The following is a 13,262-nucleotide window of genomic DNA, read 5'->3' on the forward strand; positions in this document are numbered from 1 at the left end:
ACATAAAGCGCTTTGGTCACAACGACTATGGCGCACTACCTTCTTGTTGATAAGGAAAATAAACATGAAAAAGACACTGATCACTCTTGCTCTAACCTTGGCCTCTGGCAGCGTATTTGCTCAGATGGATAGTTCAACCATGAACCATGACGACATGGGCCATGACTCTATGCCTATGAAACATATGCAGAATGACAGTATGCCAATGGACCATTCCAAAATGGATCACTCTAATATGAACGGCATGGCAGCAACGTCTGCCGTAGGCATGCCTGCAAATGGCTCGAAACCCAACAAAGTCGTGCACGTTGTTTTAAGTGACGACATGAAAATCACCTTCAAAAAAGAGGTGAATATCGAACCCAATGATGTCGTCCAATTTGTGGTGATGAATACGGGCAAAATGAATCATGAGTTCACTATAGGCTCAGCCGAAGAGCAGCTAAAACACCGTGAAATGATGAAGAACATGTCTGGCAATCACATGCACGACTCAGGTAACTCAGTCACTGTAGAGCCAGGTAAAGCAAAGCAAATGCTTTGGCATTTCCACGGTGACAACAATGTTGAGTTCGCATGTAACATGCCAGGTCACGCAGAAGTTGGCATGGTAAAGAAAGTGAACCTATAACTTGTATTACATGTAAAAGGAGCAGATTCTCGCTCCTTTTACATTTTGGGTTAAGATGCTCACCTCATCACAAACAGCTCTTCATGGTAGTGATGTTCGGTGTCAAATCGATACTCAATCAATTGTTGTTTCAACGCATTAGAAAACACTTCGGGCCCACAGAAATAGAGTTCATAACCAGCTAAATTCCCACACTGCTTAACGATACGTTGTGCGTTAAGTCTTGGCGAAACTTGAGTGTCAATAACACTTAATTCAACATTCGCGTGCTGGGCATAGCGCCACAAATCATCGACTAAATGACTATCCAATCCGCGTGTACAATAGAAAAGATGCACTGGCTGATGGGATTTACGTTGTTTTAATGAAGCGAGTATCGCAACGAAAACTGCAATACCAACACCACCCGCAACCCAGACTTGAGGTTTGGTGACGTCAAACTCTAAACGACCATAAGGTCCTTCAAGCGTGACTTCATCACCAACTTTTACTCTTTCACATAAACCTGTCGTAAAGTCGCCTAGCTCTTTGATCAAGAAGCGCAACTCAGGTTCACTGTTGGCGGAGGCGATAGTAAACGGATGCGGGTCTTCATCACCAAATCGCACATATGCGAATTGTCCTGCTTTATGCCCTTGCCAAGAGTCCGTTGGGGTAAGTACTAATTCCATCACACGAGCCTGTGGAAAAAAGCGCGTCAATTTCACTTTCATATTGTGACGGTTAGTTCGACCAACCAAACCCGATAAGCTATAAATAGCGGCAGCGCTGCCAATAAAGGCAAATGCGATAGAAACATAGAAAATCGGCTCCCCCCAATAGGCTCGCTTGATCAACAAGACAGAATGAACAGCAATCATCAAATAGACAGCTGCCATCATGCGATGCGAGACTTTGAAAGGCTTGTATTTCACGACAGTCCAGAGGGACATACCAAATAGCACAACTAATAAATAGAAGCCCCACTCGCCAAGGCTAAGACCAACATCACGCAGGTCAACAATCCAGGTTTCCAACGTGGTTAAGTTATACCCACTAGGCCCTTCCCCAGAATGTTTAAGCGGTTTTTCCAGTACTTCGAATTCGACCAACCAATTTGGTACTTGATAAAGAAGCCAATGTACAATGCCTAAACTCACACCCGAAATACCCAACCATTTATGAACCCGGTAGGCTTTATCCATACCTTTAACCCATTTCTCGATAACGGGTAAGCGCAGCGCTAACACCATCGCAATAGACATTAAAGCGAGCGCTACAACGCCAGAATATTGAATCAGCGCTGAGCGCCAATAGAAAAATTGAGTCGATGACAGCAGTTGTGGTTCACTCATAAACCACAGAACAGATACGACTGCAAACATCAGATATATAGAATTCCGTACTGTTTTCATCTTCACTACTCCACCACTGACGACAATTCTAGTTTAGCGCTACTTACGTAAAGCAACGTCAATAATGGTAAAGCTTAGTAAAACGCTTTATTTGAGCAGAATTCTACAGAAAACCGACAGGAATTTAACAGTCTCTAGCGCACTCCATCGCTATAGTCGAGGTTGATTTCGCCTCAATGCGAACCAGAAAAATAAATAAAGATAATCACTCATGAAAAAGTTACTTTTTTTGCTTGTGCTAATGGTCGGCTCACCTTTAAGTCACGCTTCTAAACTACATGAAGACGTTTCGCTTCTAGAGCAACAGATCTCTGGACGCATTGGGATCGCCGTCTGGGATACTCACACCGATAAACATTGGGCTTATCGAGGCGACGAAAGGTTTCCTCTAGTAGGAACCTTTAAGACCCTGGCGTGTGCAACCATGTTAAAAGAGATGGATACTGGTATTCTCAAAAAAAATGCGACCGCTACTGTAGAAGAACGCAATATGGTGGTGTGGTCCCCAATAATGAACAAACTGGCTGGGCAAAATGTCCGTATAGAACATGCCTGCGAAGCCGCCATGTTGATGAACGATAACACGGCAACGAATTTGGTATTGAACGAAATAGGTGGGCCTAAATCGGTCACACTTTTCCTACGTACCATCGGAGACAAAGCCACCAGGCTCGACAGAGCTGAGCCTAGTGTCAACGAAGCCATGCCAAGTGATAAGCATGACACGACCACACCTAACGCTATGGTAAACACTCTCAAAACACTAATCGATGGCGATGCACTCTCTTATGAATCTCGAATTCAATTAAAGATTTGGATGCAAGACAGTAAAGTGTCCGATCCTCTCATGCGATCAGTTTTACCATCGGGTTGGTCTATTGCAGATCGCTCGGGAACAGGTGGCAACGGCTCACTTGGCTTTAACGCCATCATCTGGAAAGAAAACCATAAGCCGGTTTACATCAGTATCTACTTGGCAGAAACCGAACTGTCGCTACAAGCAAGGGAACAACTCGTCGCTCAAATTAGCCAGCTTATTTTGTATAAGTACCGAAACATTTAACAATAAAAGTACTGTGCCCTTGCCTCTCATCTTCAGTAAGGGCACTTTTTACGCCAAACTATCCAATATTTCTCATATCTTCACTTTCTTAATATTTATAGCCACTAAGTTCCTACTGTAGACATCTTTTGGGTTATTAATTCCCATAACCGGACAATGTGATATAGTTCTCATTTTTCGTTAACCTTAGGGTTAAATGGCGACAAGTTAATCGCATTTTATTCAACATAAATATTTTCCTTGAAAATATTTATGCGTTATTTATTGTTTATATTAAGGGAATGCCCGAGGAGATGGCTATTGAGACTTGAAAGAACCTTTGCCCCTAGTGACCTATCAACGCAAAACATGGAAAACCCGATATGTTTGCCGATCGGTTTTGTTCACTTTTTGGCTCAGTCACAAACCTTACAACAGGTACTTGATACCGTCGCAGAGTGGATTAACCGAATATTCGAATCTGATCGCGCAAGTATTACTTTGTATGAGAATCGTGACTTCTTGAAGGTCTATTCTTTTTCTGGAAACAAAGCGATCCCGACAGATTTTCTCGTACCAATTCAGCAATCTTTAGTCGGTCGAGTTTTTGATACTCAACAGCTGATCATTTGTGACGACTTGAGTCAATCCGATGAGCTCGATTGTGTGATGCTATCTTCAAACGGGATGGGAACGTGTATGGATGCCCCCTTGATGCACGGTAAGACCTGTCTAGGTACGTTGAATGTTGCCCACAATCAAACCAACTTTTACACTCAGGAACAAGCCTCGCAGCTACAATGTATCGCGAACTGGATTGCATTGAATATCGCTTTACATGTTCAGATCATGAAAATGGAGCATCTTGCGAAAACGGATGACCTAACAGGTATACCAAACCGCAGAGAGTTCATGCGTGAGATTGAGAGCCGCCTTTCAGACTATCGCACTCAGGGAATAAAGTTCCACGTCGCCATTCTGGATTTAGATCACTTTAAGAAATTAAATGACATGTATGGGCACGATGCTGGCGATAAATCACTGATTCACGTAGTTAATACTATAAAAGATCATCTACGTGACTACGATCTACTTGCACGAGTTGGAGGCGAAGAGTTTGCGATTGTGCTAAGACGGCGATCATCTCAAGAAGCCCTTGAGACATTAGAGGCCATCCGAAACGCACTAGAAAACACGGTAATGAAACACGCAGGCCTTGAAATGCCGATTACCGCCAGTATTGGTGTCACGCAAGTATGCAGTGTAGATAATTCGTTTGAGCCACTGATTAAGCGAGCAGACTTAGCGTTATATAAAGCAAAAGAAACGGGTAGAAACCGCGTTGAAGTCAACCATGAAGCTCAGAATAAAAAAAGGTAGCGACCTAAGCGCTACCTTTATCCCTACGCCCACTGTCACCAGAATTTACTCAGATACCAGCAGGGTAAGCAGATTAAATTATGCTTTCTGAAGATCTTTAGTTGGGTAAGTCAAAGCAGCGTCACTCGCTTTTACGTGAGTGTAGGAACCACCGCCGCTTACGCCTGTAACGACCATTTTACCTAGATCAATACCTTTAGTTGCTACTACTTCGTCACCGATTGAAAACATATTCAACACCTTTATGCAGATTGAGACAATGAGTCAATGCGAGGTATTTAATATGAAATAGCGTCGTTTACCTAATCAGATTTTTTGTCGTTAGGATTAAGTTTTCTATTATCTTTCACCACTCTCCTTCTATTTTCTGACGCGGATAAACTTCACTAAATCATAAAAAAACAAGTAAGAGAATTTCGTATAGTAAGCTAATATTTTCACACATAAGAATAGGAGCAACATCTGCTCCCATCGGAGAAACATCATGACGAAAGGCCTTAAAATGCGTGCGTTAGAACGATCTGACCTTCGTTTTATCCACGAGCTAAATAACAACCGCAATATTATGGCCTACTGGTTCGAGGAGCCTTACGAATCTTATGATGAGCTAGAGGAACTGTACCGAAAGCACATTCATGATGATGCAGAAAGACGTTTCGTCGTAGAGGATTTTGACGGTATTGTTATCGGGTTAGTTGAACTTATCGAGATCAACTACATACACCGAAGCGCAGAGTTTCAGATTATCATTGCGCCGGAGCACCAAGGCCAGGGCTACGCGATGGAGATGATACATCGTGCGTTAGACTATTCTTTTTCTATCCTCAATCTGCGTAAAATTTATCTGCTGGTCGCTGTAGAAAATGAAATCGCTATCCACTTATATAAAAAGTGTGGTTTTATCGAAGAAGGCCACCTAGTGGAAGAGTACTTTATTAATGGTGGTTATCGAGACGTTAAGCGCATGTATATTCTGAAGCATCAATATCACAAGTCTATAGAAGTAAAGAAATAGGGCTAATAATTAAACGTGGTTTCCGCTTATCTAAACAGTCGTAAATAAAACGCAGCTGAGTGGCTGCGTTTTATTTATTCTGAACTCGAGATACGGGTTGGTTCTAATTATTCCGAGTTCAGTTTATTTATTCAAATTGATACTGATTATTGACTCTTCCAGCTATAACCGACGCTTAGAAAGTACAACGCAGGATCTCTGTAGCCGGCTAGTTTAGTGCCGTTCGCCAGCGTCGATTCCGACGAGTCAATGATGACGGTTTCAAATGCTACACTGACAGTGTTTTTCTCGTCCCATTTGTAGTCAATACCAGTACCTAGTCGGTATGAATCACCAGTAGGAACCGTAATGTCCCCTTTAGACTGATCTTCATACATGCTGCTATCAAACGCAAAACCCGCGTTCCACATCAACTTGTTATTGACTTGGTATTGAGTACCAAAAGCGACCTGATACGTATCCTGAGTATCGACATTCAATGTGGTTTGGTATTCGCTCCAGTCTTGCCAGTTCACGTTACCCATCCATGCCAACTTGTCGTTTACTTGATTATATATACTGAAGATCACTTGTTGAGGCGCAACTGACTTAGTGCTTTCAAACTCAAATTCAGCCTCGCTCGAGTAGGATAAGCCAAAGCGAGTTCCCGGAGCTAACTCATATAAGACCCCAAAGCGACCATTAACTTGCACATCAGTATCATCGTCTTTAAATGACCGATTTTGATCAGCTACGCTTGCGTTTGCCTCAACCTGGTACATGCCGTACTGAACACCAAGCGCAGCACCAACTGACCACTGGTCATTAATACGGTATGAAGCACTCGGTTGGACAGTTACCGCTTGCGTAATCGCAGTGGGGATATCTAATTTCGCGACCGCATTATCCATCAATCCTTCGTAGCCCAGTCCAAGGCCATAATTCCCATATAACCCAATACCCAACGTCCATTTGTCGTTCACTTGCTGACTATAAAATGCAGAGCCCATAGGAACAAAACCAATCACGTTACCCGCATCACCCGCTCGTGTATCCAGTTGTGCATCACCGTAAAGACTGATTAAGTGGCCAGAGAAAGATTGGCCAGAGACATTTGCCAAACCAGCTGGGTTTGCTGCCATAACAGACGCATCATGTGCTCTTGCCGCCATCCCCGCCGAAGCCAGACCAACGTCGGTTGTATTCGTTTCGTATAAGTACAAACCAGCTGCTTGAGCCGTAGCGCATGTTAACAATGAGCCAGCCACGACGATTTTTGAAAGATTTTTCATACTAAAACCTATTATTGTTGGGGGAACCCACGCTGCGACGCTGGTTGTATATCAATGAAAGGCATTGGCCAGTCGCACAGCATGGGGGTGTTGTGGAGTCAGTTAGTTGAACTCAGCGTTATTGCTCGCTCACCTCAAGTTCAGTGGGTTTCTTTCGCTTAAACTTTTCGCGCAGAGATTGCATCATCACGAAGAATACTGGCGTCAGTAGCGTTCCTACGAACGTAGAGAGAATCATGCCGCCGAATACCGCAAAGCCAAGCGAGTGGCGAGATGCAGCACCTGCACCCGATGCAATCACCAGTGGGAATACACCCCAGATGAAGGCGAACGCGGTCATCTGTACCGCTCGGAAACGGATTCGGGCCGCCTCTTTCGCCGCATCAATGATGGATAAACCTTTTTCTTCTCGCAAAACCTTGGCAAATTCCACAATCAGAATAGCTACTTTTGCGGACATACCAATCAAGATGACAATGCCTATTTGCACATACAAATCGAACGACTGCCCCATCAATAGTAAAGAGCCCATCGCACCAAGAATCGCAACAGGCACCGCCATCATTACTGCGGCAGGAATAGTCCAACTTTCGTACTGAGCCACCAAGAACAAGTACGTAAACAGCAAAGACAATGCAAACGCGATTGGCGCCATGTTACCCGCTTTCATCTCTTGGTAAGTCATGCCTGACCATTCGTACGAGTAACCACTTGGTAACGATTGCGCTGCAAGCTTTTCAATTGCTTTAACAACGTCACCCGAACTGTAACCTGGCGCTGGCGCTCCGTTCACGGTTGCAGAACTGAACATGTTGTAGTTCGACAAAGTATCAGGGCCGAAGATCGGTTCTACTTTCACTAAGGTTGCCAGCGACACCATTTTGCCAGTTTTTGAGCGAACGTAGAGATGGCTGATGTCGTCAATGTTGTCACGGTACTGCTCTTCTGCCTGCACTTTCACTTGGTACGAACGACCAAACAAATTGAAGTCAGAGATGTATGCTCCACCTAATTGCGCTTGCAGTGTGCTAAAGATTTCATTCAACGGCACGCCCATTGAAATCGCTTTATCGCGGTCAATATCGATATAACGTTGCGGAATGTTCGCACGGAAAATCGAGAATGCACGCGCCACTTCAGGCAGCTGGTTGATTTGTGCGACGAAGTCTGCGGTGGTTTTAGCAAGCACTTGTGGCGAACGACCTAAGTTATCCTGTAGAACAAGGTTAAAGCCATCTACAGAACCCATGCCTTTAATAGCCGGTGTTGCGAAAACGAACGAAGCTGCATCTGGCGTCGAGTTAAGCATTTGGTTGACTTTGTTCATCAACGCACGTTGATGCAAAGCAGGATCTTGACGTTTGCTCCAGTTGTCCAGTTTGATGATCAACATACCTGAGTTTGGAATCGACGCCATGTTGATAACCGAGAAGCCTGCTACAGAAACCACGTTCTCCACACCTTCCATCTGTTTTAACTCGTCAACGTACTTCTTCATCAAAGGAGCAGTACGTTGTAACGCCGCCGCATCAGGCAAGCGCATTTCCACCATGAATACGCCTTTATCTTCGTTCGGTACGAAAGAAGAAGGTACGGTCATGAACGCAAACGCAAGCACCGCAATAAGCGCGCCATACACACCGATACTCAGTACAATGCGACGACTCAAGAAGCCCACTAAACCTTGGTATTTACGCGTTACTGCTTCAAAACCTCGGTTGAACGCACGCAAAGGCGCAATGGGTTGCGAGTGGGTTGATTTCAACATCAACGCACAAAGCGCTGGGGTTAACGTCAACGCATTAATCGCAGAGATCAAAACCGATACACAGATGGTCACCGCAAACTGGTTGAACATTCGACCAGAAATTCCCGGCAATAAGGCAACAGGTACGAATACCGCCAGCAGAATCAAAGTCGTTGCTAATACTGGGCCCGTCACTTCTTTCATCGCTTGAATCGTGGCAGGAATCGGCTCTAAATGCTCTTCATGGATAACCCGCTCCACGTTCTCAACCACGATGATCGCATCGTCCACCACGATACCGATGGCGAGTATCAAACCAAACAACGAGATGGTGTTGATGGTCATGCCCATTACGCCCATGATTGCGAACGTCGCAATGATGGAAACCGGAATCGCCAAGGTTGGAATAATGGTCGCACGCCAGTTCTGCAAGAAAACGTACACAACGAAGGTTACAAGAAGCACAGCAATCACCAGCGTCTCGTACACTTCATCAATCGATGTTTCTACGTATTCGGTAGAGTCATACGCGACATCATAGACTAAATCATCTGGGAATGATTTCTCGTATTCTTTCATGGCGTCTTTAACGCGTTCCATCACGTCAAGCGCGTTCGCTGTCGGCAACTGGTACAAGGCCAGTACTGCTGCTGGTTCGTTATTCATACGACCATCAGCTTCGTAACCTTGTGCGCCAACCTCAACACGAGCCACATCTTTCAAGCGAATCAAAGAACCTTTCTTGCTCGCACGAATGATGATGTTCTCGAACTCTTCAGCAGAAGTGAGTCGACCTTTGGTTTGCAGAACGTATTGATATTGCTGGTCACCCGGAGCTGGCATACCACCGATCTTACCCGCCGCCACTTGGATGTTTTGCGTTTTAATTGCGCCAATAACATCACCGGCAGAAAGCTTCAAGGTCGCCAGTTTATTTGGATTCAACCAAATACGCATTGAGTAGTCTTTCTTACCCAGCAGCGTAATGTCACTCATACCTTCGATACGCTTTAGACGTTCAACAATGTTGAGATCCGCGTAGTTAGAAAGGTAGATACTGTCGTAAGACTGTTTCGGAGAACGCAGTGTGATAACACCCAGCATGTCGGAAGATTTCTTCTTAACCGTCACACCAATTTGGTTCACTTCTTGCGGTAAAGACGAGGTTGCCTGCGCCACCAAGTTGTTTACGCGCACTTGGGCCATGTCGCCATCAGCACCAACTCTAAAATAGACACGAAGCGTATAGGAACCATCGTTACCAATCACTGAAGACATGTAAATCATGTCTTCAACGCCGTTAACTTTAGCTTCAATTGGTTGTGCTACGGTTTTTTTTACCACATCGGCGTTTGCACCCGGATACATGGTGCTCACAGTGATAACGGTCGGGGATATTTGAGGATACTCTGAAATTGGCAATACTTTTAAGGCAATCAGACCCATCAATGTCATTGCTAATGAGATCACCAATGCAAATTTTGGCCGGTGAATAAAGAATTTACTTAACATTAGTGCTCACCTAGCCTTGTTCAGGGGTTTGTTCAACGTCTTGTACAGTAACGCCCGGACGAACTTTTTGCAGACCATTGACGATGACTTTTTCGTTGGCTGACAGGCCAGAAAGCACAGCACGGTTGACTCCATAACTCTGACCTAACTCAATATTACGACGCGATACCACATTCTCATCATCCACAATCATGACATAGTCGCCCGCCTGATCTTGCTGAACAGCAGAAGAAGGAATCAATAAACCGTCAATGGTTTGATTAAGAAGCTTGATAGTTAAATTGCCGTATTCACCTGGCATTAAAGAGTAATTTGGATTAGTGAACTGCGCCTCAGCTTGTATCGAGCCTGTCTCAAGATCAATTTTGTTGCCAACTGCGTAGATTTTACCTTCCTCGGGATAAATCGTTCCATCTGAAAGAGCCAAGGTTACACCTATATCAAGTTTGTCATCGTTACGGTGTGCAACATCAATCGCATTTCTGATTCGACGATAAAGTTTTTCATCGACATCAAAATCAAATCGTATGGGATCAATTTGGGTAATAGAAACCAGCGGCACCAATTGGATTTTAGAAATACGATCACCGACACGATAATTGCTAAAACCTACACGTCCAGAAAATGGAGCTTTAACGGAGGTGTACTCTAAATCGAGCTTTGTCGATGTCAGTGTCGCTTTAGCTTCTTCTACAGATGCGATAGCGCTTGAATACTCAGCAATTGCATCGTCATATTGCTGCTCACTAATACTTTTATCTTTGATTAGCTTCTTAACACGCTCCGCATTCCTCTGGGCTTGTGCTAGTTGAGCTCTGGTTTTGTCTAATGACGCTTTCGCGTACGCTAATGCGGCCTTGTAAGGTCGATCATCAATTTCAAATAACAACTGTCCCTTTTCGACCATATCCCCGTCTTTGAAATGAATAGCAGTCAGTTCACCTCCGACTCGAGGCATAATATCGACATCATTCTCCGCAACAGTTCTACCTATAAAAGTGTGATAAGGATGTATTTTTGTTTTTGTTAAGGTAACGGTATTAACTGAAGGGAGCTGAGAAGGTTTTGAACTAGAATCATCAGAATTACATCCTGAGATAAGCACAGAAGATATCGCAATAGAAACTAAAGCACTTGTATATTTAACTTTCATAATAAGCCTACTTTATTAAGAAAGTGCCCCTGCATAGCCAATTAATAACTAAGTAAAACACACTTTCTTGTCTGGATAAAAACAGATAAATCAGAATTGGTAGTTAAATTCAACGCGATGATCACCATCACTGAAATTAGTGTGCTCATTCCAGTTGGCGAAGTAGCGAATATTAGTGCGAGGGTTAATCTGGTAAGATAACGCAAATTCATGCGTTAATATATTATCTTCACCAGCATAATTAGTCTCTTTATATTGGCTAGAACCTGATAATGTATGCATATACATTGGATTATAGTTAAGCCAAATTTTATCGGTTAATTCAATTTTTGAGTACATACCAACAACAGTGAAAGTACCTGGAATTTCATAGCCATTATCATCTTTACTATTATCGTAATTATTAGCAATAGTCACACCGACACCTGCCAATGGGAATACCTGGAACACCCCTAGTTTTGGCAACGCTTTAATAAAGCTATAAGACGCATCTAACTTATCATTATCGACGTCATAATTGACATCTAGCTGGCGGCCTAACCCTTTTGCGACTTCTACCTGGAAGTTACGAAAACGAAATGAATCAATGCTGTCATCAACGTTGCCATATAGTGGGTCGTCATTGTCACGAATACCAAAAAACTCACCCGCAACGCCTTTCATTTCGATGATGTTCATCGCCATCGTACCAGGCTGGCTGGACTGATACGTTTGACCAATTTTGATGTTGATACCTTTATCGGTAATACCAAAACCAGCCTGTGTATAGACCGCAAGCGGATCTGACATATCTTGAAGCTCTTCATCACTATTTTGATTTGTCTGCGCATAAGCGGAAGACATAAACTGAAGGACAGTTGCCATGATAACAACGGTAGGTTTAACTAGATTCATAAGACAGTAACCATTTTAATTAATATTATATCGTTCACATCTTTAGGCCATTAAAAGTAGAAAAACCAAGCTGTATAAAATAGCTTAAGAAAATTAGAATAACGACACAGCAGACGTATAAATTAAAATAAGTTGATGGTTATATCAGTTCAATCACAGTAACTTATATCTTGTATAAATAGAAATTTGGTATGAGCCTTTATAGCGCAAATGTTAACAATTAATTAGGGCGCCAACGGCCAAACTAAAGTGTTCTTTAGCCAGTCAGGTGTTCAGTATAGATTTGGATAATTTAGAGATATTTCCCGTTTAGTTTACTGATAATCATGCCTATATTACCGTTGGCATTTTTCAAAACGCATGAATTAGCTTACAGACACACTCCCACCTATGTAGGGCAAGTCTTACACAGCTTTTGTAAAATAACCATATCCGCATCTATCAGTTTCTCAATTGTTATTTATTAGTTAAGAATACACACCACACCAAACATCAGCTTTTGTCTCAATATTTATACACATCACTGTATTTACAACCATCGATCTACAGTCTTTGTTAATAAACACAGACTGAGCGCTGTTCTTGTGGGCGAGTTTATAGATCAGTAGCCCCTAAAATCAGTGCGTAATTCGCACAACAGAACCACTCCAACTTATTACTTTTATTGAGGTTTATTTGCACCTTTAGCTAGTTTCGCGATCTTGTCGACACAATTTTTTGTCAAGCCATACTATGCTTAGAGTGAATATAATCCACTTAAGGGCGTGGTTATGAAATACAAACATATCCTTGTCGCACTGGAACTTGCTGATGAGAGCACAGTGCTGATTGATAGAGCAGTAGAAATGGCAAACTACCTCGACTCCGATATCTCTTTTATCCATGTAGATGGTACTCATGGTGAAATCTATCGAGAGCTCGTCGATATCAAAGAAAACCCAGATCAAAGACCGTTGACCGAGCACTCTATGGAGTGTTTAAAAACGTTTAGTGAATACATGGACTATCCACTTAAGCATTTCTTTGTGGGTACAGGTGACTTGGCCGACAAACTAGAGATAGTTATTAAAGAGCAAGAAGTCGACCTTCTGATTTGTGGCCACCATCAGGATCTATGGAGCAAGCTTATCTCCTACTCAAGACACTTAATTAATAAGTCTCCGGTCGACATTCTGGTTGTGCCAATTCACGACTAGGATTCTCTAATCTCGAGCGCGAATAAG

General features: G+C 43.2%; 11 protein-coding genes. 5 read left to right on the forward strand and 6 right to left on the reverse strand.

Annotated elements, in window-relative coordinates; all coding sequences use genetic code 11:
- Window positions 1-64: 64 nt before the first annotated feature.
- Window positions 65-631 carry a copper-binding protein gene (locus tag L3V31_RS00545; protein WP_237313758.1) on the forward strand — a complete coding sequence of 189 codons (567 nt, stop codon included), beginning with the start codon at window positions 65-67 and terminating at the stop codon, window positions 629-631.
- 59 nt (window positions 632-690) lie between these two features.
- Here L3V31_RS00545 and L3V31_RS00550 read toward each other — a convergent pair whose 3' ends face one another.
- On the reverse strand, window positions 691-2,025 hold the full coding sequence (locus tag L3V31_RS00550; protein WP_237313760.1) for a ferric reductase-like transmembrane domain-containing protein: 1,335 nt from the start codon (window positions 2,023-2,025) through the stop codon (window positions 691-693).
- Between the two features lie 211 nt (window positions 2,026-2,236).
- Here L3V31_RS00550 and blaCARB point away from each other — a divergent pair, with 211 nt between their 5' ends.
- Window positions 2,237-3,088: a CARB/PSE/RTG family carbenicillin-hydrolyzing class A beta-lactamase gene (gene blaCARB / locus L3V31_RS00555; protein WP_237313762.1), complete on the forward strand. Its 852-nt coding sequence runs from the start codon at window positions 2,237-2,239 to the stop codon at window positions 3,086-3,088.
- A 300-nt stretch (window positions 3,089-3,388) separates the two neighbouring features.
- Complete coding sequence (locus L3V31_RS00560) at window positions 3,389-4,447, forward strand: sensor domain-containing diguanylate cyclase (RefSeq protein WP_237313764.1); 1,059 nt, start codon at window positions 3,389-3,391, stop codon at window positions 4,445-4,447.
- A gap of 78 nt (window positions 4,448-4,525) precedes the next feature.
- On the opposite strand, the gene L3V31_RS00565 is transcribed toward L3V31_RS00560, so the two are convergent.
- Entirely contained in the window at window positions 4,526-4,678 is a 153-nt protein-coding gene (locus tag L3V31_RS00565; protein WP_237313766.1) for a hypothetical protein, read from the reverse strand.
- Between the two features lie 253 nt (window positions 4,679-4,931).
- Here L3V31_RS00565 and speG point away from each other — a divergent pair, with 253 nt between their 5' ends.
- The gene (gene speG / locus L3V31_RS00570) at window positions 4,932-5,462 is read left to right on the forward strand and encodes a spermidine N1-acetyltransferase (protein ID WP_237313768.1); all 531 of its coding nucleotides are present in this window, start codon (window positions 4,932-4,934) and stop codon (window positions 5,460-5,462) included.
- A 146-nt stretch (window positions 5,463-5,608) separates the two neighbouring features.
- On the opposite strand, the gene L3V31_RS00575 is transcribed toward speG, so the two are convergent.
- The 4 genes from L3V31_RS00575 to L3V31_RS00590 form a co-directional block, all read right to left on the reverse strand.
- On the reverse strand, window positions 5,609-6,733 hold the full coding sequence (locus L3V31_RS00575; RefSeq protein ID WP_237313770.1) for an outer membrane protein transport protein: 1,125 nt from the start codon (window positions 6,731-6,733) through the stop codon (window positions 5,609-5,611).
- A gap of 118 nt (window positions 6,734-6,851) precedes the next feature.
- Window positions 6,852-9,992 carry an efflux RND transporter permease subunit VmeQ gene (gene vmeQ, locus L3V31_RS00580; protein WP_237313772.1) on the reverse strand — a complete coding sequence of 1,047 codons (3,141 nt, stop codon included), beginning with the start codon at window positions 9,990-9,992 and terminating at the stop codon, window positions 6,852-6,854.
- Window positions 9,993-10,002: 10 nt separating this feature from the next.
- Window positions 10,003-11,145, reverse strand: coding sequence for an efflux RND transporter periplasmic adaptor subunit (locus L3V31_RS00585; RefSeq protein WP_237313774.1), 1,143 nt, complete (start codon window positions 11,143-11,145; stop codon window positions 10,003-10,005).
- 90 nt (window positions 11,146-11,235) lie between these two features.
- A complete protein-coding gene (locus L3V31_RS00590) occupies window positions 11,236-12,039 on the reverse strand; it encodes a hypothetical protein (protein ID WP_237313776.1) in 804 nt (267 codons plus the stop codon).
- A 770-nt stretch (window positions 12,040-12,809) separates the two neighbouring features.
- Here L3V31_RS00590 and L3V31_RS00595 point away from each other — a divergent pair.
- Window positions 12,810-13,235, forward strand: a complete 426-nt coding sequence (locus L3V31_RS00595; RefSeq protein WP_237313778.1) for a universal stress protein — start codon at window positions 12,810-12,812, stop codon at window positions 13,233-13,235.
- Window positions 13,236-13,262 lie beyond the last annotated feature (27 nt).

This window comes from Vibrio sp. J1-1 (assembly GCF_021728395.1).
Lineage (GTDB): Bacteria > Pseudomonadota > Gammaproteobacteria > Enterobacterales > Vibrionaceae > Vibrio.

Coding starts and splice junctions, on each gene's coding strand:
- L3V31_RS00545 (WP_237313758.1), top strand. CDS start 65: ATGAAAAAGACACTGATCACTCTTGCTCTAACCTTGGCCTCTGGCAGC.
- blaCARB (WP_237313762.1), top strand. CDS start 2,237: ATGAAAAAGTTACTTTTTTTGCTTGTGCTAATGGTCGGCTCACCTTTA.
- L3V31_RS00550 (WP_237313760.1), bottom strand. CDS start 2,025: ATGAAAACAGTACGGAATTCTATATATCTGATGTTTGCAGTCGTATCT.
- speG (WP_237313768.1), top strand. CDS start 4,932: ATGACGAAAGGCCTTAAAATGCGTGCGTTAGAACGATCTGACCTTCGT.
- L3V31_RS00590 (WP_237313776.1), bottom strand. CDS start 12,039: ATGAATCTAGTTAAACCTACCGTTGTTATCATGGCAACTGTCCTTCAG.
- L3V31_RS00565 (WP_237313766.1), bottom strand. CDS start 4,678: ATGTTTTCAATCGGTGACGAAGTAGTAGCAACTAAAGGTATTGATCTA.
- L3V31_RS00595 (WP_237313778.1), top strand. CDS start 12,810: ATGAAATACAAACATATCCTTGTCGCACTGGAACTTGCTGATGAGAGC.
- L3V31_RS00575 (WP_237313770.1), bottom strand. CDS start 6,733: ATGAAAAATCTTTCAAAAATCGTCGTGGCTGGCTCATTGTTAACATGC.
- L3V31_RS00585 (WP_237313774.1), bottom strand. CDS start 11,145: ATGAAAGTTAAATATACAAGTGCTTTAGTTTCTATTGCGATATCTTCT.
- vmeQ (WP_237313772.1), bottom strand. CDS start 9,992: ATGTTAAGTAAATTCTTTATTCACCGGCCAAAATTTGCATTGGTGATC.